The 22,180-nt window shown below is 65.9% G+C and carries 20 protein-coding genes and 1 tRNA gene; 9 read left to right on the top strand and 12 right to left on the bottom strand.

The annotated features are described in order from the left end of the window. Nucleotides 1-232: 232 nt before the first annotated feature. Nucleotides 233-712: an Hsp20 family protein gene (locus tag E4341_RS02925; RefSeq protein WP_091750981.1), complete on the top strand. Its 480-nt coding sequence runs from the start codon at nucleotides 233-235 to the stop codon at nucleotides 710-712. 49 nt (nucleotides 713-761) lie between these two features. On the opposite strand, the gene E4341_RS02920 is transcribed toward E4341_RS02925, so the two are convergent. Both E4341_RS02920 and E4341_RS02915 read right to left on the bottom strand, forming a co-directional pair. Further along, nucleotides 762-1,238 carry an RNA pyrophosphohydrolase gene (locus E4341_RS02920; RefSeq protein ID WP_066628099.1) on the bottom strand — a complete coding sequence of 159 codons (477 nt, stop codon included), beginning with the start codon at nucleotides 1,236-1,238 and terminating at the stop codon, nucleotides 762-764. Continuing rightward, the gene (locus tag E4341_RS02915; RefSeq protein WP_165118522.1) at nucleotides 1,238-2,428 is read right to left on the bottom strand and encodes a divergent polysaccharide deacetylase family protein; all 1,191 of its coding nucleotides are present in this window, start codon (nucleotides 2,426-2,428) and stop codon (nucleotides 1,238-1,240) included. The genes E4341_RS02920 and E4341_RS02915 overlap by 1 nt, the downstream gene beginning before the upstream one ends. A 202-nt stretch (nucleotides 2,429-2,630) precedes the next feature. On the opposite strand from E4341_RS02915, the gene ppc reads away from it, so the two are divergent. Then, nucleotides 2,631-5,330 (top strand): phosphoenolpyruvate carboxylase, encoded by a 2,700-nt coding sequence (gene ppc / locus E4341_RS02910; RefSeq protein WP_165115026.1) that lies wholly within the window; start codon nucleotides 2,631-2,633, stop codon nucleotides 5,328-5,330. On the opposite strand, the gene E4341_RS02905 is transcribed toward ppc, so the two are convergent. Both E4341_RS02905 and E4341_RS02900 read right to left on the bottom strand, forming a co-directional pair. After that, nucleotides 5,331-6,296: a magnesium and cobalt transport protein CorA gene (locus E4341_RS02905; RefSeq protein ID WP_165115024.1), complete on the bottom strand. Its 966-nt coding sequence runs from the start codon at nucleotides 6,294-6,296 to the stop codon at nucleotides 5,331-5,333. Nucleotides 6,297-6,434: 138 nt separating this feature from the next. Then, entirely contained in the window at nucleotides 6,435-8,621 is a 2,187-nt protein-coding gene (locus E4341_RS02900; protein WP_165115022.1) for a M3 family metallopeptidase, read from the bottom strand. Nucleotides 8,622-8,750: 129 nt separating this feature from the next. Between E4341_RS02900 and E4341_RS02895 the strand changes: the two genes are divergently transcribed. Continuing rightward, the gene (locus E4341_RS02895) at nucleotides 8,751-9,608 is read left to right on the top strand and encodes a glutamate racemase (protein WP_055754324.1); all 858 of its coding nucleotides are present in this window, start codon (nucleotides 8,751-8,753) and stop codon (nucleotides 9,606-9,608) included. 4 nt (nucleotides 9,609-9,612) lie between these two features. Here E4341_RS02895 and E4341_RS02890 read toward each other — a convergent pair whose 3' ends face one another. The 5 genes from E4341_RS02890 to argH form a co-directional block, all read right to left on the bottom strand. After that, nucleotides 9,613-10,602, bottom strand: coding sequence for a cation diffusion facilitator family transporter (locus E4341_RS02890; protein ID WP_165115020.1), 990 nt, complete (start codon nucleotides 10,600-10,602; stop codon nucleotides 9,613-9,615). A 78-nt stretch (nucleotides 10,603-10,680) separates the two neighbouring features. Beyond that, a complete protein-coding gene (locus E4341_RS02885) occupies nucleotides 10,681-11,337 on the bottom strand; it encodes a hypothetical protein (protein ID WP_165115018.1) in 657 nt (218 codons plus the stop codon). Between the two features lie 49 nt (nucleotides 11,338-11,386). Continuing rightward, nucleotides 11,387-12,661, bottom strand: coding sequence for a diaminopimelate decarboxylase (gene lysA, locus E4341_RS02880; RefSeq protein WP_165115016.1), 1,275 nt, complete (start codon nucleotides 12,659-12,661; stop codon nucleotides 11,387-11,389). Nucleotide 12,662: 1 nt separating this feature from the next. Continuing rightward, nucleotides 12,663-12,893, bottom strand: coding sequence for a hypothetical protein (locus E4341_RS02875; RefSeq protein WP_055807399.1), 231 nt, complete (start codon nucleotides 12,891-12,893; stop codon nucleotides 12,663-12,665). Continuing rightward, nucleotides 12,890-14,329 carry an argininosuccinate lyase gene (gene argH, locus E4341_RS02870; RefSeq protein ID WP_370458464.1) on the bottom strand — a complete coding sequence of 480 codons (1,440 nt, stop codon included), beginning with the start codon at nucleotides 14,327-14,329 and terminating at the stop codon, nucleotides 12,890-12,892. The genes E4341_RS02875 and argH overlap by 4 nt, the downstream gene beginning before the upstream one ends. On the opposite strand from argH, the gene E4341_RS02865 reads away from it, so the two are divergent. Next, entirely contained in the window at nucleotides 14,328-14,993 is a 666-nt protein-coding gene (locus E4341_RS02865) for a TlpA disulfide reductase family protein (protein ID WP_165115014.1), read from the top strand. The genes argH and E4341_RS02865 overlap by 2 nt on opposite strands. Nucleotides 14,994-14,999: 6 nt before the next feature. On the opposite strand, the gene E4341_RS02860 is transcribed toward E4341_RS02865, so the two are convergent. Then, a complete protein-coding gene (locus tag E4341_RS02860; protein WP_165115012.1) occupies nucleotides 15,000-15,311 on the bottom strand; it encodes a hypothetical protein in 312 nt (103 codons plus the stop codon). Between the two features lie 134 nt (nucleotides 15,312-15,445). Here E4341_RS02860 and E4341_RS02855 point away from each other — a divergent pair, with 134 nt between their 5' ends. After that, nucleotides 15,446-15,913 (top strand): hypothetical protein, encoded by a 468-nt coding sequence (locus E4341_RS02855; RefSeq protein ID WP_165115010.1) that lies wholly within the window; start codon nucleotides 15,446-15,448, stop codon nucleotides 15,911-15,913. Nucleotides 15,914-15,990: 77 nt separating this feature from the next. After that, nucleotides 15,991-16,299 (top strand): hypothetical protein, encoded by a 309-nt coding sequence (locus tag E4341_RS02850; RefSeq protein ID WP_156494712.1) that lies wholly within the window; start codon nucleotides 15,991-15,993, stop codon nucleotides 16,297-16,299. 811 nt (nucleotides 16,300-17,110) lie between these two features. On the opposite strand, the gene E4341_RS02845 is transcribed toward E4341_RS02850, so the two are convergent. Further along, nucleotides 17,111-17,923: a hypothetical protein gene (locus E4341_RS02845; protein ID WP_165115008.1), complete on the bottom strand. Its 813-nt coding sequence runs from the start codon at nucleotides 17,921-17,923 to the stop codon at nucleotides 17,111-17,113. Nucleotides 17,924-18,982: 1,059 nt separating this feature from the next. After that, nucleotides 18,983-19,059 (bottom strand) — tRNA-Met (locus tag E4341_RS02840). A gap of 380 nt (nucleotides 19,060-19,439) precedes the next feature. Here E4341_RS02840 and E4341_RS02835 point away from each other — a divergent pair. The 3 genes from E4341_RS02835 to E4341_RS02825 all read left to right on the top strand — a co-directional run bounded on the left by E4341_RS02835 (nucleotide 19,440) and on the right by E4341_RS02825 (nucleotide 22,174). After that, the gene (locus E4341_RS02835; protein WP_370458463.1) at nucleotides 19,440-20,483 is read left to right on the top strand and encodes a PQQ-dependent sugar dehydrogenase; all 1,044 of its coding nucleotides are present in this window, start codon (nucleotides 19,440-19,442) and stop codon (nucleotides 20,481-20,483) included. A gap of 58 nt (nucleotides 20,484-20,541) precedes the next feature. After that, nucleotides 20,542-20,763, top strand: a complete 222-nt coding sequence (locus E4341_RS02830) for a hypothetical protein (protein ID WP_165115006.1) — start codon at nucleotides 20,542-20,544, stop codon at nucleotides 20,761-20,763. Nucleotides 20,764-20,968: 205 nt separating this feature from the next. After that, complete coding sequence (locus tag E4341_RS02825) at nucleotides 20,969-22,174, top strand: acetyl-CoA C-acetyltransferase (RefSeq protein WP_039243871.1); 1,206 nt, start codon at nucleotides 20,969-20,971, stop codon at nucleotides 22,172-22,174. The last annotated feature ends 6 nt before the right edge of the window (nucleotides 22,175-22,180 follow it).

Below are 22,180 nucleotides of genomic sequence, written 5' to 3'. Positions count from 1 at the left end.
GCGGACCGCCCGCGCAAATGAACTTCGCGAGACACAGGCGGATTTGACGCAAGCAAAATCGTGCGGGCGGCGCCCTTGACGCCGTTTCGCCGGTTCCCATCTTTGCTTCCGAGGACGCCGATTTCGGGTTCTCCAGACTGACGGCGCCGGTTTCGGGTCGTCGATCTGATACCCTACCGTCCGGGCCAAAACGCCGGGCGGCTCAACCTTGCTGATCCTCAGGAGGATGCTGATGCGTACCTATGATTTCACCCCGCTGTACCGTTCGGCCGTCGGCTTCGACCGTCTGGCCAATCTGCTGGAAAACGCCTCGCGCGCGACCAGCCAGGACACGGGTTATCCCCCCTACAACATCGAAACCACGGGCGAGAACGCCTATCGCATCGAGATCGCCGTCGCCGGCTTCAGCCCCGACGAGCTGAATATCGAGGTGAAGGAAAATCTGCTCACCGTGACCGGCCGCAAGACCGCCAATGACGATACGGCGACGCAGAAGACCTATCTGCATCGCGGTCTGGCCGAGCGCGATTTCGAGAGACGCTTCCAGCTGGCCGACTATGTCGTCGTCAACGACGCCAATTTGGTCAACGGTCTGCTGTCGATCTCGCTGAAGCGCGAGCTGCCCGAGGCGCTGAAGCCCCGCCGTATCGAAATCGGCGCCGGCCAGCCGCTGATCGAAGGCCAGGCCGAACAGAAGGCTGAAGCAGCCTAAACCGTTTCAAGGCGAACTATGAAAGGGCGGCGTTCGCGTCGCCCTTTTTCTATGCCGCCAGGTGCGAGAAGGCGGCGACGACCTTTTCATAGGCCGGGCGTTTGAACGGCACGATCAGGTCGCAGGCGTCCGACAGCGGCCCCCAGCGCCAGGCGTCGAACTCGACCTCGTCGTCGGCCGCCAGATCGATCTCGGCTTCGTCGCCGGTGAAGCGGAAGGCGAACCACTGCTGCTTCTGACCCTTGAAACCGCGCCAGGCCTTGGCGTTGTTCATGGCTTCGGGCGGGAAGTCGTACAGGATCCAGTCGTCCGTCCGCGCCAGCAGTTCGATCGAGGTGACGCCGGTCTCCTCATGCAGTTCGCGGCGGGCGGCCGCTTCCAGATCCTCGCCCGCATCGACGCCGCCTTGCGGGAACTGCCAGTTATGCGGGCCGGGCGTGGCGTGGCGCTGGCCGTACCAGACCAGGCCCTCGCGGTTGAACAGCACGACCCCGACATTGGGCCGATAGGCGTCGAGATCGGACACTAGCGCCCCGGCCGCATCGACATGGACGAGGCCGGCGCCAGTTGCAGGCCGCGCTGTTCCAGGCCGGCGGTCCAGCGGGCGGCGGCCTCGACCGTCACCGGATAGCTGAAGCCGGCCCCCAGGGCCGAACCGCGCAGCTTGGCCTGGGCTTCCAGACCATTCAGGGCGGCGACGATGGCGGCGGGCGACTGGGTCCGGTCGATGACGCGATCCGCGCTGGCCCGCGCCCAGGCGCCCGGTCGACGCTGGAACGAGCCGTCGTCCAGGAAGGCGACGCCGCGCTGGCGCAGGACGCTCAGGAAGGCGTTCATGCCCGTGTCCGAGCCGGCGAACCGGTCGCCCAGATAGTTGGTCACGCCGAAATAGCCGGTGGCGCGGCTCAGCAGCCAGTCCATCTTGGCGGTCACGTCATCGGCGCCGCCGTCGGCCAGCAGCGTATAGGGGCCGGGGTCGTTGTCGGGATAGCCGGTCGGCTCCATCGGCATTTCCAGCATGACCTCATGGCCCTGCGCGCGCGCCTGGTCTATCCAGCCCTGCAGATTGTCGGCATAGGGCACGAAGCTGAGCGTGACCTCCGGCGGCAACCGTTCGATCGCCGCGCGGGTGGTGACGGCGTTCAGGCCCAAGCCGCCGACGATCAACGACACGCGCGGCTTGCCGTTCGGTCGGAACGGTCGGGCATAGGCCTGCGCCGGTACGCGGCCGTCGGGCGCGATCATCGGCAGGGGACCGTTGGATCCGGGCTGCGACAGGCCGGCGATGGGCGCCTTGGCCAAGGGCGAGGCGGCGTGGACCGGCGCCGTGATGGGTGCGCCCTGACCCGAGACGCTGCCGCCGTCCGGCAAGGTGATGACGGCGTCGCCGCCTGCGGCCGGATCGGCGCCGCCCGCCAGATTTTGATACAGCCCCATCGCGCCCATGGAGAAGGCTTCGAAGCCCGTCGGCGCCGGCGCTGGCGCTGCGGCCGCCTCGCGTTCCAGCGCGACATGGGCCGAGGGTGTTCCCGCCTTGGGATCACCCAGCACCGTCAGGAACAGGGCGCTGGTGCTGAGCAGCAGCAAACCCGCCAGACCCGCCGCGACCGGCGGCCTCTTCAGGGCGTCGACGACAGGTTTCAGGCTCGGGCCGTCCTTGGCGCGCGGGGCGGTCCCGGCGGTGGCGGCGAGTGCGGATTGGCGTTTGGCGAACATGGGCAAGAGTGGAACCGATCTGGAATCCTACGCCCGCATCATCGCGCGCCGTCGGTTAAGAAACCCTAACGGGCGGTTCACCATGATCGACGCGGTGATTTCTGGGGGCGGCTGTCACGGATCGTGCGTTGACGCGGGCGACTTCGCCCTTCCAGATGCCGACCTCCCCGCGCCGACCCCAAGCCGTCCCAGGATATTTGAGATGATGAGCCCCGCCGCCGACGACGCCCTGCGTGACGAAGTTCGACTGCTGGGCGGCATTCTAGGCGACATCATCCGCGACGAGGGCGGTCAGGCCCTGTTCGACCATGTCGAGGCCGTGCGTCAGGCGTCCATCGCCTACCATCGGGACCCGGCTTCGCACCCCGCCAAGCGGCTGGAGAAGCTGCTGACCGCCATGTCGGTGGATCAGGCGGCCGGTCTGGCGCACGGCTTCGCCTTGTTCTCGCTGCTGGCCAATATCGCCGAGGACCGCTCCACCCGCCGCCGCGCCCAGAGCCAGGCCGAGGCCGGCGCCCGGCCCGACACGCCCGAAGGCGCGCTGAAGCGTCTGGCCGACCAGGGCGTGGACCGCGAGGCCGTGCGCGCCCTGCTGGATCAGTCGCTGATCTCGCCCGTCCTGACCGCCCACCCGTCCGAGGTCCGGCGCAAGAGCGTCATCGACCGCATTGCCGCCATCACCGACCTGCTGGACGCATGCGACAAGGCCGGCGACGCCTGCACCCTCGACACCATCGCAGAACCGCTGCGCCGCCAGATCGTCATCCTGTGGGCCACGCGCCTGGTCCGCACCCAGGGGCTGGTGGTGCAGGACGAGATCGACACCGTCGTCTCCTTCCTGGACCGCATCTTCCTGCACGTCGCGCCCAAGCAGTTGTCGGCCTGGCGGCGGTTGCTGGAGGCGCCCGAGTTGAAGCCGTTCATGCGCGTCGGCACCTGGGTCGGCGGCGACCGCGACGGCAATCCCAACGTGGACGCCACGGTCATGGCCGCCGCCTTCCGTAGCCAGGCGCGGGCCGTGCTGACCTTCTATCTGGACGAGGTGCACGCCCTGGGCGCCGAACTCAGCCTCGCGGCCGAACTGGCCCAGGTGTCGCCCGAGCTTCAGGCCCTGGCCGACGCCGCCCACGATCCCTCGCCCCACCGCGCGGACGAGCCGTATCGCCGCGCCTTGACCGGCGTCTATGCCCGCCTGGCCGCCACGCACGAGAAGCTGGGCGATGCCCCCCCGCCCCGTCGCCCGGCGGTCCAGGCCGAACCCTATCCCGGCCCCGACGCCTTCGAGGCCGACCTGAAGACGCTTCACGACAGCCTGGTGTCGCACCACGGCGGCGTCTTCGCCGACGACCGGCTCAGCGATCTGATCACGGCGGTCGAGGTGTTCGGCTTCCACATGGCGACCCTGGACATGCGCCAGAACGCCGACGTCCATGAACGCGTCGTCGCCGACCTGCTCAAGGTCGCGGGCGTCGAACTCAACTATCTAGCGCTGGACGAAGAAGGCCGCCTGAAGGTGCTGGCAGCCGAACTGGCGTCGTCGCGCCTGCTGTTCAGCCCCTATGCCGACTATGAGCCGGAAACCCTGAAGGAACGCGCCATCCTTCATGCCGCCGCGACAGCGCTCGCCGCCTTCGGCCCGCAGGCCATCCGCACTCATATCGTGTCCAAGACCGACGCCGCTTCCGACCTGCTGGAAGTCTATCTGCTGCTCAAAGAGGTCGGTCTCTACCGACCCGAAGACCCCGCCGCCTGTCCCATTCAGGCCGCGCCCCTGTTCGAAACCATCGAGGACCTTCGCGCCGCCCGCCCTACCCTGGAGCGGCTGTTGCAGGAGCCGTCTGCCCTCGCCGTCGCCAAGGCGCGAGGCGTGCAGGAGGTGATGATCGGCTATTCGGATTCGAACAAGGACGGCTCCTACCTGACCTCGGGCTGGGAGTTGCACGAGGCTTCGCGCGCCTTGGTCGAGGTGACGCAGAAGCACGGGCTGAAGCTGCAACTGTTCCATGGGCGCGGCGGCACGGTTGGGCGCGGCGGCGGTTCGTCCTTCGCCGGCGTCCTGGCCCAGCCCGAAGGCACGGTCCAGGGCCGCATCCGCACCACCGAACAGGGCGAGGTGATCGCCAACAAATACGGCGAGCCGGAGATCGCGCTTCGCAATCTGGACGCCCTGACTTGCGGCGCCATGCTGGCCTCACTGGGCAAGGGGACGGATCACGCCTTCACCGCCGAACACGGCGCGACCCTGTCGGACCTGTCGGCCCGGTCGATGGCCGCCTATCGCAAGCTGGTCTATGAAACCGACGGCTTCGTCGACTACTACCGCGCCGCCACCCCCATCGCCGAGATCGCCGACCTGAAGATCGGCTCGCGCCCGTCGTCGCGCACCGCCTCGACGCGGATCGAGGATCTGCGGGCCATTCCCTGGGTGTTCAGTTGGTCGCAGAGCCGGGTCATGCTGCCCGGCTGGTTTGGCTTCGGCTCGGCGGTTCAGGGCAAGGACATGGGCGAGCTGAAGGCGATGGCCGAGGCCTGGCCCTTCTTCAAGACCTTGGTTCAGAACATGGAGATGGTCATGGCCAAGTCCGACATGACCATCGCCCGCCGGTACGCCACCCTGGTCCCCGATGCGTCGCTGGCGTCGCGCATCTATGGCGAAATCCGCGAGGAGTGGCAGCGCACCCACGACGCCATCCTGGCCATCACCGGCCATGACGCCCTGCTGGGCGGCCAGCCCGAGTTGGACCGGCTGATCCGGCTGCGTATGCCCTATGTCGAGCCGCTGAACCACGTCCAGATCGAACTGATCCGCCGCCGCCGCGCAGGCGACGACGACCCCCGCGTCCGCGAGGGCATCCTTCTGGCCATCAACGGCGTGGCGGCAGGCCTGCGAAACAGCGGCTGACTACAGCCACTTCGTCCGTTTGAACGTCACATACAGCGCCGCGCAGATGGTCGCGATCACGCCCAGGACCGCATAATATCCGTACTCCCAGCGCAGCTCGGGCATGTGCTCGAAGTTCATGCCGTAGATGCCGGCGATAGCGGTCGGCACGGCCAGAATGGCGGCCCAGGCGGCCAGCTTGCGCGTGATCAGGCCCTGACGCTGCTGCTCCAGCAGATTGGCCACTTCGAACACCGACGACAGGATGTCGTTCAAGCCGCCCAGCCGGCTGGTCACCCGCCGCACGTGGTCGCCGACGTCGCGGAAATAGGGCCGAACGTCCGGATCGATACAGGGCAGGTCCAGCGACTGGAGCCGTCCCAGCACCTCTTCCATCGGCCCCAGGATGCGCCTGAACTTCAACAGTTCGCGTCGCAGGGTGAACAGCCGGCGGATCTCCAGGCGTGACAGAAACGCGTCCAGCGTCCGCTGCTCCATCTCCAGAACGCTGTCCTCGACATCGTCGACGATGGGGGCATAGGCGTCGACGATGAAATCCAGAATGCCGTGCAGGACGAAGTCGGGACCCTTCTTGAGCTGCAGGGGCGAGGCTTCCAGCTGTGTGCGCAGATGGTTGTGGGCGCGGGCCGAGCCGTGACGGATGCTGACCACATGGTCGTCGCCGACGAAGACGTGCGTTTCGCCATAGGCCAGCCGGTCATCGATCTTCATCGCCGTGCGCGCCACGACGAACAGTTCGCGGCCATAGACCTCGACCTTGGGCATCTGGTGCGCAGCCAGGGCGTCCTCGACCGCCAGCGGATGCAGCTTGAACCGATCGACCAGGATCTCGATCTCGGCGTCCGTGGGATCGTAAAGGCCGATCCAGACGAACTCACCCGGCTTCAACGCCAGCCCCTCCGGCGTCAGCGGCGCCTCTCGCACGCGCTGGCCGTCGCGATAAACGTAGGAGGCGACGACGGTCATGCGGGGTTCCGGGATCTGCGCGGGTCTCGACCTGCTCTAGGCCAGGTTTTCGCCAAACGAAACGGCCGGCGGATCGCTCCGCCGGCCGTCAAGTTCACGAACGCGCTCAAGCAGCGCGCAGCGCGGTAGCGCCCTCGATCAGGAGACCGGGAAACCCCGGACCTTCAGCAGGGCCGCCACGTCCGGGTCACGACCGCGGAAGGCGCGATAGGCCTCGGCGCGATCGGTGGTGTTGCCCGGCGCCAGCATGATCGACTTGAAGCGGCCGGCGATGTCCGGATTGAACACGTCGCCCGACTCTTCGAAATAGGCCCAGGTGTCGGCGTCCATCGTCTCGGACCACAGATAGCTGTAGTAGCCCGCCGAATAGGCGTCCGACGTGAACAGGTGATTGAACTGCGGCAGGCGGTGCCGCATCACGATCTCCCTGGGCATGCCGATCCGCGCCAGGCTGGCCTTTTCGAACGCGTCGATATCGGTTGGCGGCACGGCCTGGGTGTGCAGGTCCATGTCGACGATGGCCGAGGACAGATAGCTGACCGTCGCATAGCCCTGGTTGAAGGTGGCGGCGGCCTCGATCTTGTTGACCAGTTCGGCCGGCATGGCCGCGCCCGTCTGATAGTGCTTCAGATAGCCGTCCAGAATCGGGCGGCTCAGCACCCAGTGCTCGTGCACCTGCGACGGATATTCGACGAAGTCGCGCGGCGTATTGCCGTACGACGGATAGGTCACCACCGACGACAGATAATGTAGGGCGTGGCCGAACTCGTGGAACAAGGTCTCGGCGTCGTCCAGCGAGATCAGGACAGGCTCGCCCGGCTCCGGCTTGGTGAAGTTGTTGTTGTTCGACGCGAGAATGACCTTGGAGCCGTCCAGCTGCGAGAAAGACCGATAGGTGGTCATCCAGGCACCCGAACGCTTGCCCGGGCGGGCGTAATCGTCGGTGTAGTACAGACCGATCAGGCGGCCGTCGCGGCTCTTGTCGTAGACCTCATAGGCCTCGACGTCGGGCTCGAAGGTCGGCACCGATCCCTTGGGCAGCTTCTTGAACTGGAAGCCGTAAAGGCGCTCGGCCATGGCGAAGGAGCCGGCGCGGACCGCGTTCAGCTCGAAGTAGGGCTTCAGCTGGTTCTGATCCAGATCGTACTTGGCCTTGCGCACCTTCTCGGCGAAGTAGAGGTAGTCCCACGGCTCGATGTCGAAGCCGGCGATCGCCTTCATGTCGGCGACTTCCTCGGCGACGCGGGCCTTGGCCGGCGCCCAGACGCGATCCATCAGGGCCTGAGCATTGGCCGGGGTCTTGGCCATCGTGTCCTGCATGCGCAGTTCGGCGTGGTTGCGATAGCCCAAGAGCTTGGCGCGCTGGTCGCGCAGCTTCACGATCTCGGCGATGGTCGAGTTGGTGTCGTTGGCGTCGCCGTTGTCGCCGCGATTGACGAACTTCTTCCAGACCTGCTCGCGCAGGGCCCGGTCGTCGGCGAAGGTCAGGAAGGGATCGACCGCCGAACGCGTGTTCAGGATCGCCCAGCCTTGCAGATTGCGGCTGCGCGCGGCGCTGGCGGCGGCGGCCTTGTTGGAGTCCGGCAGGCCTCGCACGCCGGACTCGTTGGGGATCAGCGTCCAGGAATTCTCATCGGCGACGACCTTCTGGCCGAAGCGGGTGAAAGCGTTGGACAGGGCGGTGTTGATCCGGCCTAGTTCGGCCTTGCCGGCCGCGTCCAGATTGGCGCCCGAACGGATGAAGGCGTCGCGGCGACGCTCGGCCAGACGCTTCTGCTGGGCGCTGAGGCCCGCCGCGTCGGCGGTGTCAGCGACGGTCTTGACCCGCTGGAAAAGCTTCTCGTTGAAGGTGATCTCATCCGAAGCAGCCGACAGCAGCGGCGACAGCTCGGTGTCGACCGCGTCATAGGCTTCGCCGCCGATGTTGGAGGTCATCACGCCATAGACATTGGACGCCCGGTCCAGCGGCTCGCCGGCCAGCTCCAGCGCCGCCATGGTGTTGGCGAACGTCGGGGCCTCGGGGTTGTTGGCGATGGCGGCGATATCGGCGCGTTGCAGTTCGATGCCTTCCAGCATGGCTTCGCGCAGCTTGGCCGGCGTCACCTTGTCGAAGGGCGGAACGCCATCATACTTCCCGGTCCAGGCCTGCAGCAGCTCGGCGCGCGGCGTCTGGCTGGGCAGGACGGCCCGGGCGATGCGCGCTTCCTCGGCGACGCTGGCGGCGGACGGCGCCGCAGCGGACCCGCCCGAGGTCGCGCCTGTGGAAGCGCAGGCCGACAGGGCCATCAGGCTGCCGCCCGCGATGAGAAGCTGGCGTCTATGCATGGAGTGCTCCGAAACAAGATCATGGTTGTGGTACACTTAGGCGCACGGATCGCCCCCGTCACCTGACGCGGGGATAAACTTGTCGCCAATCCGGTTGGATACGTCGTCGCACTGTTCTAAAGCCGGGCCATGGCTATTGGCGTTTTCGACTCCGGCGTGGGCGGCCTGACCGTCCACCGCGAACTGACCCGACGCTTCCCCCAACGGGACTTCGTCTATCTGGCCGATCAGGCCCACGCCCCCTATGGCGGGCGAGGCGGCGAAGACATCGTCGAACTGACGAAAATCGGCTGCGAGCGGCTGTTCGACGCCGGCGCCTCTGTCGTCGTCCTGGCCTGCAACACCGCCAGCGCCATTGCGCTTCGCCGTCTGCAACAGACTTGGCTGCCGGGTCTGCGCGAGCGTCTGGGCCGCCCGGTCAACATCCTGGGCATCATCGTCCCGACCATCGAGGCGGCGACCGGCAAGCCCTGGAGCTTCGAGGCCGAGCGCCCGCAGGAGGGCGAAAAGGTCGCCTCCATCGACATCACCGGCGTCTTCTGCACCGCCGCCACCGCCATCAGCCGCGTCTATGAGATTGAGATCGACAAGCGGCGCGAGGACATCGCCGTCTTCTCCGAACCCTGCCCCGGCCTGGCGGGCCTGATCGAACTGGGCGCGCCGCCGGAAGAGCTGAAGGTGGTGATCGACGACCACGTCGACGCGCTGCGTCGTCGCATCGGCCGTCATCCGGACAAGGCCATCCTGGGCTGCACCCACTATGAGATTGTCGCCGAACTATTCGCCCAGGCTCTGCCTGCCGGCACCGTTCTGATCGAACAGCCGACGGCGGTGGCGGATGCGCTGGAGCGCTATTTCAAGGCGCACCCGGAATACGATCTGGGCGACAGCGGGCGCCGCGACTTCCTGACCACCGGCCAGGCCGGGCCGCAGTCGGAACTGGTGTCCCAATTCTGGGGCGCGCCGGTGACGTTCGAACAGGCCTAAGGGCTCAGCAGCCCGGGCAATCCGGCAGCGGCTCGGTCTCCAGCTGCAAGGTCGTATGGCCGATGGCGTAGCGCTTCGCCACCGCCTGGGCCTCGCAGATCAGGGCCGCCGTGTCGGCGCGGTCGTGGACCAGGTGGGCGGTCAGGGCCGTCTCGGTCGTCGACAATCCCCAGACGTGTAGATCATGCACGGCTCGCACGCCCGGCAGGCGGACCAGCGCCTGTTCCAGAGCCGGCACGTCCACGCCTGTCGGCGCGCCGTCCATGGCCAGATTGACCGAGTCCTTCAGCAGGCCCCAGGTCGACCACAGGATCACGACCACGATCACGAGGCTGACCAGCGGATCGACCACCGACCAGCCGGTCATCATGATCAGCCCGCCGGCCAGCACCACGCCCAGCGACACGCCTGCGTCGGCCATCATGTGCAGATAGGCGCCGCGCGCATTCAGGTCGTGCTGCGACTTCATGAACAGCAGCGCGGTGCCCAGGTTGATGACGAAGCCGATGCCCGCGACCGCCATGATGACGCCCGACCCGACCGGGGCGGGTTCGTTGAACCGCCGCACGGCCTCGAAGGCGATAGCCCCGCAAGCGAAGATCAGTAGCAACGCATTGCCCAGCGCCGCCAGCACCGTCGCCTTGCCGAAACCATAGGTCCGCCGACCGCCCGCCGCTCCATGTGCGCCGCGTCGCGCCAGCCAGGCCGCCCCGCCCGCCATGGCCAGACCCAGCACGTCCGACAGATTATGCCCGGCGTCGGCCAACAGGGCGGTCGAATCCGCGATCAGGCCGGCGCCGAACTCGCACGCCACGAACATTAGATTGACCACCAGACCGACGGCATAGCGCCAGTCGCCGGTGTCCACCGGGCCGTGGCTATGACCGCCGTGACCGTGGCTGTGTCTGTGGTGGCTGTGAGAATGCCCATGGCCGTGATCCGCATGATCGTGGTCATGCCGGTGGCTGGGGCTGTGGTCGTGCGCGGCGTTCATGGGTCGCCTATACGCCCTCTGGCGAAACAGCCAAGCCGCTACATGATAACGCATTGAATGTTATCATGTAATATCGCGTCAGTGTTGGTGCATGGCGACAACGAGGCCAAGACCAATCAGGGCCACGCCCAGTACCGCCCCCTCATACCGCGCCCATCGCTCCAGCCGCAGAATCGAGGCGCCGGCGCTGGCCAGGGCCGTGAAGACCGCCATGCCGGCGATGGTCCCCGCCGCGAACACCACCGTCAGCAGCGCCAAGGCCCCAAGGCCCGCCGAGGCCGACGACAGATAGATGGGCAGCAGCACTTCGCCCGGCGAGACCGCCATCATGGCGACCAGACCCAGGAAGGCGGCCTTGTCCGACACGGCCGGCTCAGGCGTCTCGACCGCAGGACCACCGGCCATCGCCGGGCGCTTCAGGGTCGCGCGCGCCAGATAGAAGGCGCCGAACAGGAACAGCAGAACCGCCGCCAGGTGGGGCAGCACGCCCTCGATCCACTGATCCAGCGCCAGACCCGCCGCCACGATCAGACCACCGACCACCGCCGTCGTGGCGATATGCGCCAGGCCCGCCGCCGTCACCGCCATCAGGATCCGCGACGGCCGCCAGCCTTGCGCCCGCCCCACCAGGGTGAACGGCAGCCAGTGGGTCGGCAGGGCCGCATGCAGAAAGGCCGCAACGAAGCCGCCGCCCAGCAGGGAAAGCATGACGGACTGTTCGGGACCGGGGGACATGACCGGCCCTATAGCGTGTTACTTTATAACGGTCGAGAAGAATCGGCAGTCAAAGCCAATCGGCGAACGGCTCGCGGTCCAACATCTCTTCATACGTCGGGCGCGGTCGGATCACGGCCCACTGATCGCCATCCACCAGCACCTCCGGGATCAAGGGCCGGCTGTTGTATTCGCTGGACATCACCGCGCCGTAAGCCCCCGCGCCGGTGAAGACGATCAGGTCCTCGGCCTCCAGCGGCGGCAGCGCGCGGTCACGCGCGAAGGTGTCGCCCGTCTCGCACACCGGCCCCACCACGTCATAGGACGTCGCCTTACCCTCGCGCGGATTGACCGGCTGGATGTCGTGGAAGGCGTCGTACAGGGCCGGCCGCATCAGGTCGTTCATCGCCGCGTCCAGCACCAGAAAGCGCCGTCCGTCCGAGCGTTCGTTGACCTGGATCACTTGGCTCAGCAACACCCCGGCGTTGGCGGCCAGCAGCCGGCCCGGCTCGAACGCCGCCTCGACGTCCAGCCCGTTCAGAACCCGCGCGGCCATGGCGACATACTCAGCCGGCGACGGCGGCTCGGTCCCACCGGAATACGGCACGCCCAGCCCGCCCCCCAGATCCAGGCGGGTCACGGCATGACCCTGCGCCCGCAGTTTGCGCGTCATGTCCGCCAAGACCTCGAAGGCGGCCTTCAGCGGCTCAAGATCAGTGATCTGGCTGCCGATATGGCAGGCCAAGCCCACCGGCGTGACATGAGGCGAGGCCGAGGCGCGGGCATAGAGGTCCATCGCCTCCTCGACCGGCACGCCGAACTTGTCGCCCTTGCCGCCGGTGGTGATCTTGGCGTGACCGCCCGCGCCCACGTTTGGATTCACCCGGACGGCGATGGCCGGCGACGCATCCATCATGGCTGCAACGGCGATCAGCCGATCCAGCTCGGCGCCGGATTCGACATTGATCTGACGCACGCCGACGCTGATGGCGAAGGCCATTTCCACATCGGTCTTGCCGACGCCGGAGAAGATGATCCGGTCGGACGGCACGCCGGCCGCAAGAGCCCGGCGGATTTCGCCCTCGGACACCGTGTCGGCGCCGGACCCCAGTTTCGCCAGGGTCGCAAGCACCGACAGGTTGGAGTTGGCCTTGACCGCAAAGGCGATCAGGGCCTCGCCTAGAGCGTCCCGATGCGCATCGGCGGCGGCGCGCAGCAGGCCGTAATGCCGCTTCAGGGTCGCGGTCGAATAGACATAGGCCGGTGTGCCGACCTCGTCCGCGATCAGCTCCAGCGGCACGCCCTCGGCATGGAGGGCGCCGTCCTTCAGGTCGAAATGGTGCAACTTACCGCGGGTCGTTCTGGGCGGCGCCGGCGCCGATCGGGTTGGACGGGCCGCCGTCGATCGGCACGCTGCTGGAGGGACGGTTCATGGTCGCCGGCTCGGGCAGACCCGGCGCGCGGCTGCTGCGCGGCGCACGCTCGGTCTCGCGCACCGGCGATTCCAGATCGGCCATCCGGCCGCAGGCGGAGGTCAGAAGGGCGAGCGCGCCCGCGAGGATCAGAGATTTTTTCACAGGCGGGCTCTCCAGTCGGCGATGCGCGCACGGACCTGTTCCGGCGCGGTTCCCCCATAGCTTTGGCGGCTTTGGCACGAAGCCTCGGCGGTCAGCACCTTGTAAACCGCTTCGGTGATCCCCGGCTCCAGTTTCTGCATTTCTTCCAGCGGCAGTTGCGACAGATCCACGCCCAGCGTCTCTGCCTGTTTGACCGCCGCCCCCGTCACATGGTGCGCCTTCCTGAACGGCAGGTTCAGTTCGCGCACCAGCCAGTCGGCCAGGTCCGTCGCAGTCGAAAAGCCCGCGCCCGCCGCCTGGGCCATTCGTTCGGTGTTGGGTTGCAGGGCCGAAACCATCGCCGTCATCGCGACCAAGGCCAGATCCAGGGCGTCGAAGGCCTCAAACACCGGCGGCTTGTCCTCCTGCATATCCTTGGAATAGGCCAGCGGCAGGCCTTTCATCACCGTGGACAGGGCGACCAGCGAACCCATGATCCGCCCGGTCTTGGCCCGCACCAGTTCGGCGGCATCCGGATTGCGCTTCTGCGGCATGATCGACGAGCCGGTGGTCAGGTCGTCGGGCAGGCTGGCGAAACCGAACATCGGCGTCATCCAGACCACGATCTCCTCGGCCAAGCGCGACAGATGCCCGGCCGTGATCGAGGCGGCGGCCAGGCTTTCCAGCGCGAAGTCGCGGTCCGACACGGCGTCCAGGCTGTTGGCCATCGGCCTGTCGAAACCCAGATCCGCCGCCGTCGCCTGACGATCGATGGGGAAGGGCGAACCAGCCAGGGCCGCCGCCCCTAGCGGGCTTTCATTCATCCGAGCGCGGGCGTCGGCGAAACGCCCCGCGTCACGGCCGAACATCTCGACATAAGCCATCAGATGGTGGCCCAGGGTCACGGGCTGAGCGGTCTGCAAATGGGTGAAGCCGGGCATCAGGTCGCCGGCATGCTGTTCGGCTCGCGTGAGCAGGACGGCCTGCAACGCCTTCAACTGGGCGACCGAGCGATCGCAGGCGTCGCGCACCCACAGGCGGAAATCGACGGCAACCTGATCATTGCGGCTGCGCGCCGTGTGCAGCCGGCCCGACGGCTCGCCGATCAGTTCATTGAGGCGCGCCTCCACATTCATGTGGATGTCCTCGAACTGGTCGCGGAACGGGAAGGTCCCGGCCTCGATCTCGGACTGGATGACCTCCAGCCCGCCCAGGATCGCGTCCGCATCGGCCTGCGCGATGATGCCCTGCTTGGCCAGCATGCGGCAGTGGGCCCGCGATCCGGCCAGATCCTGACGCCACAGGCGCTGGTCCACGCCGATGGAGACGTTGATCGCCTGCATGATCTCGGCGGGGCGCGACGAAAAGCGTCCGCCCCACATGTCTTGACCCGCGGGCTTCACCGGCGCAGTCGAACCGCCGGATGGATTGGCGTCGGAAGAAGGTGTTTCGGTCATGAGCGGCTCAAGAAAGGCGATCTGGGCGGTCGTCGGCGCGGTCGTCGTCGTCAGCACCATCGCCGGCGCCGGCGGCATGGCGATGTCGCTATACGCCAATCATCGCCAGAAGGCGCAAGTCGAACAGACCACAACCGCCGCCGAGGCGCCGAAAAGCGATCTGGCGCGCTTCGCGGTCGGATCCCTGGCCGCGTTGTCGACCCCGGCCGAGTCGAAACCGGCGCCCGAATACGCGTTCCGCGATCGCACGGGCACAGCCGTCCGTTTCTCGGCTTTTCAGGGCAAGGTCGTGGTCGTGAACCTGTGGGCGATGTGGTGCGCGCCCTGCAAGGCGGAAATGCCCACGCTCCAGGCGCTGGCGAAAGCCTATGAGGCGAACGAGGATCTGGTCGTCCTGCCGATCAACGTGGACGCCACACCCGAAGCCGCAGCCGAGGCGAAACGCTTCTTGGCCGGCCACGCGCCCCTGCCCTTCTACAGCGACGCCAAATTCCAGCTGCCGTTCGAGTTTCCCGGCAAGGGCGCCATGCCGCAGACCATTGTCCTAGATCGTCAAGGCCGCGTTCGCGCCGTGATGAAAGGCGAGGCGGACTGGTCCAGCCAAGACGCCCGCGCCCTGATCGATGCGATCCTGGCGGAAGGCGGCGCGCCGCCTCTCGCCTGATCGTCTTTAGTTAGTGTTCGCCGGAACGCGCTGGTCGGTCGCGGGATTGATCGCGCCAGGCTTGCCCTCGGCCGCCGCCTCGGCCTGTTCGGTTTCCAGCTTGTCAGCGACCTTGCCAGCCCCGCTCTCGACCGCCTGCGCCGCCTTCATCGCGCCGCCCTCGATCACTTCCCCGGCCTGAGACGCCACATCGGCCGTCTTGTCGGCCGCAGCCTCGGCATGCGCCTCGGTCTTTTCCTGCTCGGCCCGGGTGCAGGCGGCAGCACCCAGCGTCATTGCGGCGACGGCCGCCATTAGGGCTTTGGTTCGGATCGTCACGACGAAACTCCGGTCAAGGTTAAAGCTCGACCGGAAAACGCAGCACAACGGCGCAGGTTGCAGTCAGGCCAGAGCAAGCGGAACCATAGAACCCAACATGGGGTTTGGCTCCGAAAGTAGAGGAGGAGACGGCAATGGACGAGTTTCGCAGAGACGACCCGAATGTAATCATCCCGATCGCCAGCACGCTCCCGCGTGTGGAGGAAACAATCATCGTCGAGCGCGAAAGCACAACGGGCTGGTGGCTCGCCGCTCTGCTAGGCGCGATCGTAATCGGCGTTGCACTATGGTTGTTCACTAGGCCCTCCGATCGTGATCCATCGGCAGAGCTTCGCCTGGCCCAGGCCGAAGCCGCAGCCGCCGACGCTCAAGCCACCGCGCAAAGCGCCCTCGTCAGAAACAGTGAGGCCGACGCTCGCGACAGTATCGCGCTGGCTCAGGCTCAGGCCATGGCGGCCCGGGCGGAAGCAGACAGGGCGATCCAACAAGCACGCGCAGCACAGGCCCGAGCCGCCGAGCCGGTGGTGATCGAACGTCAGACGGTGGTTCGGCCGGCCTCGAGCGGAGACGTGGTGATCGCACCGACCTCACCTCAACCTTGAGTCTTTCTGCGACAAACTCTTGGATTGCCAGAAAGGGATAGACGTGGGAGCTTGTCTGGTCCGAAAAGGAGACAGCCGTGTTCCCAGTTTCTCTGCTCTTCGCCGCTACTCTCGCCGCTCAGGCTTCTGGTCAGACGTCGCCGGCTGGCGAGGTCGCAACGCCTCAGACTGGACCAGTCGCTCAGACCACAGCGCAGGAACGGCCTCGGCGTGTCTGCGAACGGCGGGCTCTGACAGGACGCCGGCTTGAGCAGACCATCTGCTACACGCCTGAGCAATATGCCGCTTTGGTCGAGGCCAAGCGCAAGGAACTTCGTGAAATCCAGAGCCGCGATGCGGTGCAATACGACCGCTCGATCGTCGGCATCCCTCCCGGACCGCTTTGATCTGTCAGTCTTAACACCTTGGGACTGCTGGCTGCAGCGCGGACCCAAGCGTTGCCGATTGCGGGGTGACTCGACAAGAACTCCGCACCGGATGCGCTCTCAGCAGCGCGCAAATGGCCTTGTTTGAACGATCATCCAGTGCCGGCCCGAGATAGCCAGCGAGCTTTGCTGTAAATTTGAACCCGAGCAGGAACAACCACTCACTAATTTTCAGGGGGACATTGTAGATGCGGTCTGTAGCATTCCTGGTTATCGGGACAGCTGTGTTGTCCGCTCCCGCATTTGCGCAAGACTCAGAGGCGCCAAAATACGTCGTGGCGGTCGCCTTGTCGCAGGCAGGTCAGGTCGTCGATGCTCCGTCCCTGGCCATATCTCTTGGCTCCTCCGCCCGTGCGCAAGTCGATGGACGTTATCGTATCGACACACGTCTGACAGAAGGCGCAGGTCAGCGACTGACGTTGGAAGCAACGATTTCTCGTCCTGAAGCTGAGCAATGGATCGTCGTTGCTCGACCGATGCTCACCCTCAACGAGGGGGGACGCGCGACAGTTCGATTGCCTGGCATAGGCGGGGACACAGTCGAACTGACCATCCAACCCGCACCAAGTTCTCCGCCCCTATGAATCTTTCAAGTTCTGCCGTCGTTTAAGCGCCCTGCTAAGCTTCAGGAAAGTTCGCCGAGATCCACGCGGTCCTGAACAGATCCGATACAAAGCGGATTTCAGCGGTGTCGACCGCTGACGAACTTGGACCCTGGTTCTTAGGGCTTGCAGGCCTCCGACCACACCGCACTGCGTCACTGTTCCAACTGTCAGTTCTGCACATGGGAGCGCCTTATCTTCGCCCCTTCGACGGCCCAGATCGTGTCGTTGCCCACGGTGACCACGTAGACGGGCAGGCGGTACAACAGCGATGCAAAGACATGGGTCTCCACCGGCAGTGGGGAGACGATGTGGCTCACGACAACCGCGTTCAACTGACCATCCCGGCCCGCCTCACGTCGGTCAGATATGATACAGGTCGCGGAAAGCTGGTCGCGACGCAGCAGCGAACGGCCGTCCGCCGAGATGCGAAAACGGTAGTGTCCGGTAAGGATCAGGCTATTGGGATCCGTGGTGGAGGCGAGCAGCCAGACCAGCCAATCATCGCTGTCCGGATCCTTGAGGACGACGGCATTATAGCGCCGAGCACAACGCAGCTCGCCGATCTGACTTGCAGCCGTCATGCGAGCCTCGAACCGTGCGAGTTGGTCTGCTGGCAGCACAGGATCGACAGCCGCTTCCACCGGCCCCGCGCCTCCACTGGTGACCAGCACATCCCATGCGGCGCGCCGCTGGCCATTCTCCTGGCTCAAAAAGCGGACTCGCTGGTTCTCCCCCTCATCGACCACGATCCAGCCGATCAAGCCCGCGGGAGGACGGTTGCGGAAATGTCGGGTGAGTGCGTCGCTAGCGACAGCCGCAGCGGCATCCTGGCGATACAGGGCCGCTCCGATGACCTGAACCTTCTCAAGCGACCAATCTTCGACAGGCGTGGGCGGCGCATCCTCACGCGCGACCGCAGGCTGCCCTCCTATAAGCAAGACAGCTACGGCAAAGACGAAATGTTTCAATAGGCTGCGCATGCAGAAAGCTCCCCAAGCCGAAGGCGTACCACCTCCGCGAGAGGAAAACACCCGCTAAACACCCGGTCAAATGCTGATCAGCTATTCGCAGACTGCCGCTTAAAGATCCGCCGGACCCGAGACCCGAAACTCGACATAGGCCAAGCTCGATTTCACTACGGGCATTCGCTGCCGAAGCAGAAATCAGGCGTACAGGCGCTCAAGAATTAGACTGCAGAGGGCCTTGCACACTCCAGACCTCATAGCGGACGACATTAGTCGATCATACTCAGTGTTAAAGTGGTGACTGGAGGCGGGATCACGCACAGATCCACATCGCCAGCAATGCGCATTGCGGGCTGAAGCAGGCCCGATCACAAGGGAATGACCGAATGCGATTGAGGGGCGGAGAACGCGCAGCCTACTAGCGGACATTTTGAAGTTCCGCCAATAGTGGTTAGCGGAACTGAGCCGAAACCCTCAGAGGCGGCCCTTTAGCCGTTCTGCGGCGGCCTGCATCCTAGAGTTTGCTGCCTGCTCCAGGTCTCGACATTCAGCAGCAGTTTTGTCGGGGCGGCTAGGGTCTGCGAGACCTTGCTCATACCCCTGCCTGAAACTCGAGACTAGCCAAGTCGGCACGCCCGGAGGCGCCTGATCGGACGTAAGGCCCTCCAGCCGCGCCTTGGCGCCGGCGGGTAGGTGAGCGGCGCACGTACCGGCGTATCTTCCTAAACCCATGAATGCGGCGACGGCTTCGGCGGCGTCAGGGTTCGCGGGAGTGATGATCGGAGGTCCTGCATCCTGCCCCATGAGGCTGGCACTCAGAAATGCAGCAATGATCATCTTCTTCCCCGTATCTGAGGACGGCCGACGGACAATCCCCGGATGATCCTTGCATATCGTCAGGCCGTTGGGGAGAGCCGTAACGACGACCATCCGAAAGACCGCCATGGGTCGACTTCGGCCTTAAACTTCCACCCGAAAAATGGATGTTCGGCTGCATATCGCGAAGCTGGTGGGTCTACGCGCGAAACAACCCAAACCAAGGACGCCTTAAGTTGTTGTTAAATAACAACAAAATGGTGACTGGAGGCGGGATCGAACCGCCGACCTGTGGGTTATGAATCCACCGCTCTAACCATCTGAGCTACCCAGTCCCGGGCCCTGCGCGAGGCCGGGGCCAGCGCGAAAGAGGCGTGCCTATATCGCCGTCGGGCGCGCGGTTCAAGTCGTCTCGGACCAGAACCTGCGGCGATAGAGCGCAAGACGCCTTGCGGCAGGAACGGTAACGCTTGCCTCGCCGTTTCGTAACGACTGCCTAAAGCCCAGCCGGAGTTCGCCCTTCATGCGCCTGATCGTCGCCGCCGCCTAGACATCCCTGCTCGTTCTCGCCGCCGCCTGTGGCGCAAATAGCGAGAGTGCCGGTGCTGCGCCTCAGGCCGAGGCCCCGCTGGAAACCCGTCCGGCGAACAATCCCGATCAGCAACCAGCCTTCGCCGGCCAGACCCGCGCGCCGGGCGTCAAGACCGAACAGGCCATGACCCACACGGTGGTCGCCTCGGGCCTTGTTCACCCTTGGGGTCTGGCGGCCCTGCCGGACGGCCGCTGGCTGGTCACCGAAAAGCCGGGTCGTCTGCGCATCATCACCGCCCAAGGCCAGGTCGGCGAACCGGTCGCGGGCTTGCCCGCCGTCGACGCGCGCGGTCAAGGCGGCCTGCTGGACGTGATCGTCGGGCCGAGCTTCACGCAGGATCGCATGATCTACTGGAGCTATGCCGAACCGCGCGAAGGCGGAAACGCCACATCTGTCGCGCGCGGGCGTCTGTCGGACGACGGATCACGCGTCGAAAACGTCCAGGTCATCTTCCGCGCCCTGCCCGTCTATGACGGCGACAAGCATTTCGGGTCGTCCCTGGCCTTCGCGCCGGATGGCAAGCTGTTCATCACCCTGGGCGAGCGTTCGGACAAGCCGATGCGGCCCCAGGCGCAGGATCTGGGCTCGCACATGGGCAAGACCATCCGCATCAACGCCGACGGCACGGTCCCGCAGGACAACCCCTTCGTCGGCCGCGCCGGAGCCCTGCCGGAAATCTGGAGCCTGGGACACCGCAACGTTCAGGGCGTCGCCGTTCAGCCGGGAACGGGCGCCATCTGGACCATCGAACACGGCACGCGCGGCGGCGACGAGGTCAATCTGGACAAGGCCGGCGCCAACTACGGCTGGCCGGATGCGGCCTACGGCGTCGAATATGCGGGCGGTCAGATTAACAGCGGCGCCACCCAGACCCCTGGCACCGAACAGCCCGTCTATTACTGGGATCCGGTCATCGCACCCGGCGGCGCGACCTTCTATCAGGGCGCCATGTTCCCCGGCTGGGACGGCAACCTGCTGGTCGCGGGCCTGAAGGAAAAACACATTGCGCGTCTGGTCATCCAGAATGATCGGGTGGTGGGCGAAGAGCGCCTGCTGACAGACCTGGGCGAACGCATCCGCGACGTGGCGGTCGGCGCCGACGGATCGGTCTGGGCCATCACCGACGAGCAGAATGGCAAGCTGGTCAGGCTGTCGGCGACACAGTAGTCTTCCAGGGCCGGGGGGCTATGCGGAGCGGTTGACGCTCCAAAGGGAGCACCGAACCATGCGTATCCTCATCCTTTCCGCCGCCGTCGTCCTGCCGCTGCTTTCGGGCTGCGGCACGATGGGGACGACCAATAGCTATCAGCAGGAGCTGAACGCTCTGGAAGCCGCGTGCACGCGTGACCGTGGCATTCTGACGCCGACCGGCGTTCAGACCGGGCGTCCGCAGACCGAATACGCCTGCAAGATTACCGGCGGCGCCACCCGTATTCCGCCGCGCTGACCGCGGGCGCTCGGCCGGCGTTGCCACGCCCTCCATTCCGTCAGTCCGTCGAAGCAGCCGCCTCAAGCGGCCGCGATCACGCGGCTTATTACTTGACGTTGACGTAAACGTAGGGTTCTTGGCGTCCACGCTTGGAACCGCCCTGTCCGTCGTGCCGCGACCTGCCGCACGTTGAGGATGGGCCCAAAGATGGAGACGCACTTCCATGGCTGATGCCTATATCTACGACGCCGTCCGCACGCCGCGCGGCAAGGGCAAGAAGGACGGCTCGCTGCACGAGATCACCGGCCTCAGCCTGGCGACCCAGGTGCTGGAAGCCCTGCGCGACCGCAACGACCTGGACACCTCCAAGGTAGACGACGTCATCCTGGGCTGCGTCACGCCCGTGGGCGAACTCGGCGCCGACATCGCGCGCACGGCCGTGCTCTCGGCCGGCTGGTCGCAATATACGGCAGGGGTCCAGATCAACCGCTTCTGCGCCTCGGGCCTGGAGGCCGTGAACATGGCGACGGCCAAGGTGAAGTCCGGCGAGGCCGACTTCGCCGTCGGGGGCGGCGTCGAGGTCATGAGCCGCGTGCCCATGGGTTCGGATATGGGCGCCTGGCCGACCGACCCCTCCTCGGCCTTCCCGACCTACTTTGTGCCGCAAGGCGTCTCGGCGGACATGATCGCCACCAAATACGGCTTCAGCCGCGACGACGTGGACGCCTATTCGGTCGAGAGCCACAAGCGCGCCGCCAAGGCCTGGGCCGAGGGCCGGTTCAAGAATTCGGTGATCGGCGTCAAGGACCAGCTGGGCCTGACCATCTTGGATCATGACGAGACGATCCGTCCGAACACGGACATGCAGGCGCTCGGCGGTCTGAACCCCTCCTTCGCCATGATGGGCGAGATGGCCTTCGACGGCGTGATCAACCAGCGCTACCCCGAGGTCGAACGCGTCAATCACGTCCACACGCCGGGCAACTCGTCCGGCATCGTCGATGGTTCGGCCGGCGTGCTGATCGGTTCGCTGGAAGCCGGCCAGGCTCTGGGCCTGAAGCCGCGCGCCAAGATTCTGGGCGGCGCCTCGATCGGCTCCGAGCCGTCGATCATGCTGACCGGCCCTGAATATGTGACCCGCAAGCTGCTGAACAAGCTGGGCATGACGCCCGACGACATCGACCTGTGGGAACTGAACGAGGCCTTCGCTGCGGTCGTCCTGCGCTACATGCAGGCGCTCGACATCGACCACGCCAAGATGAACGTGAACGGCGGCGGTATCTCGATGGGCCACCCGCTCGGCGCCACCGGCGCCATGATCACCGGCATCGCGCTTGACGAGCTGGAGCGCTCGAACAAGTCGACCGCCCTGGTCACCCTGTGCATCGGCGGCGGCATGGGCACCGCCACCGTCATCGAACGCGTCTGATCCGGG

It is taken from the genome of Brevundimonas sp. 'scallop' (genome assembly GCF_011045535.1).
Classification (GTDB): Bacteria; Pseudomonadota; Alphaproteobacteria; order Caulobacterales; family Caulobacteraceae; genus Brevundimonas; species Brevundimonas vesicularis.
Note: the sequence above shows the minus strand (reverse complement) of the source record. Positions and strands in the feature narration are given on the sequence as shown.

Coding starts and splice junctions, on each gene's coding strand:
- E4341_RS02925 (WP_091750981.1), top strand. CDS start 233: ATGCGTACCTATGATTTCACCCCGCTGTACCGTTCGGCCGTCGGCTTC.
- E4341_RS02915 (WP_165118522.1), bottom strand. CDS start 2,428: ATGTTCGCCAAACGCCAATCCGCACTCGCCGCCACCGCCGGGACCGCC.
- ppc (WP_165115026.1), top strand. CDS start 2,631: ATGATGAGCCCCGCCGCCGACGACGCCCTGCGTGACGAAGTTCGACTG.
- E4341_RS02905 (WP_165115024.1), bottom strand. CDS start 6,296: ATGACCGTCGTCGCCTCCTACGTTTATCGCGACGGCCAGCGCGTGCGA.
- E4341_RS02900 (WP_165115022.1), bottom strand. CDS start 8,621: ATGCATAGACGCCAGCTTCTCATCGCGGGCGGCAGCCTGATGGCCCTG.
- E4341_RS02895 (WP_055754324.1), top strand. CDS start 8,751: ATGGCTATTGGCGTTTTCGACTCCGGCGTGGGCGGCCTGACCGTCCAC.
- E4341_RS02890 (WP_165115020.1), bottom strand. CDS start 10,602: ATGAACGCCGCGCACGACCACAGCCCCAGCCACCGGCATGACCACGAT.
- E4341_RS02885 (WP_165115018.1), bottom strand. CDS start 11,337: ATGTCCCCCGGTCCCGAACAGTCCGTCATGCTTTCCCTGCTGGGCGGC.
- E4341_RS02865 (WP_165115014.1), top strand. CDS start 14,328: ATGAGCGGCTCAAGAAAGGCGATCTGGGCGGTCGTCGGCGCGGTCGTC.
- argH (WP_370458464.1), bottom strand. CDS start 14,329: ATGACCGAAACACCTTCTTCCGACGCCAATCCATCCGGCGGTTCGACT.
- E4341_RS02855 (WP_165115010.1), top strand. CDS start 15,446: ATGGACGAGTTTCGCAGAGACGACCCGAATGTAATCATCCCGATCGCC.
- E4341_RS02845 (WP_165115008.1), bottom strand. CDS start 17,923: ATGCGCAGCCTATTGAAACATTTCGTCTTTGCCGTAGCTGTCTTGCTT.
- E4341_RS02835 (WP_370458463.1), top strand. CDS start 19,440: ATGACCCACACGGTGGTCGCCTCGGGCCTTGTTCACCCTTGGGGTCTG.
- E4341_RS02830 (WP_165115006.1), top strand. CDS start 20,542: ATGCGTATCCTCATCCTTTCCGCCGCCGTCGTCCTGCCGCTGCTTTCG.
- E4341_RS02825 (WP_039243871.1), top strand. CDS start 20,969: ATGGCTGATGCCTATATCTACGACGCCGTCCGCACGCCGCGCGGCAAG.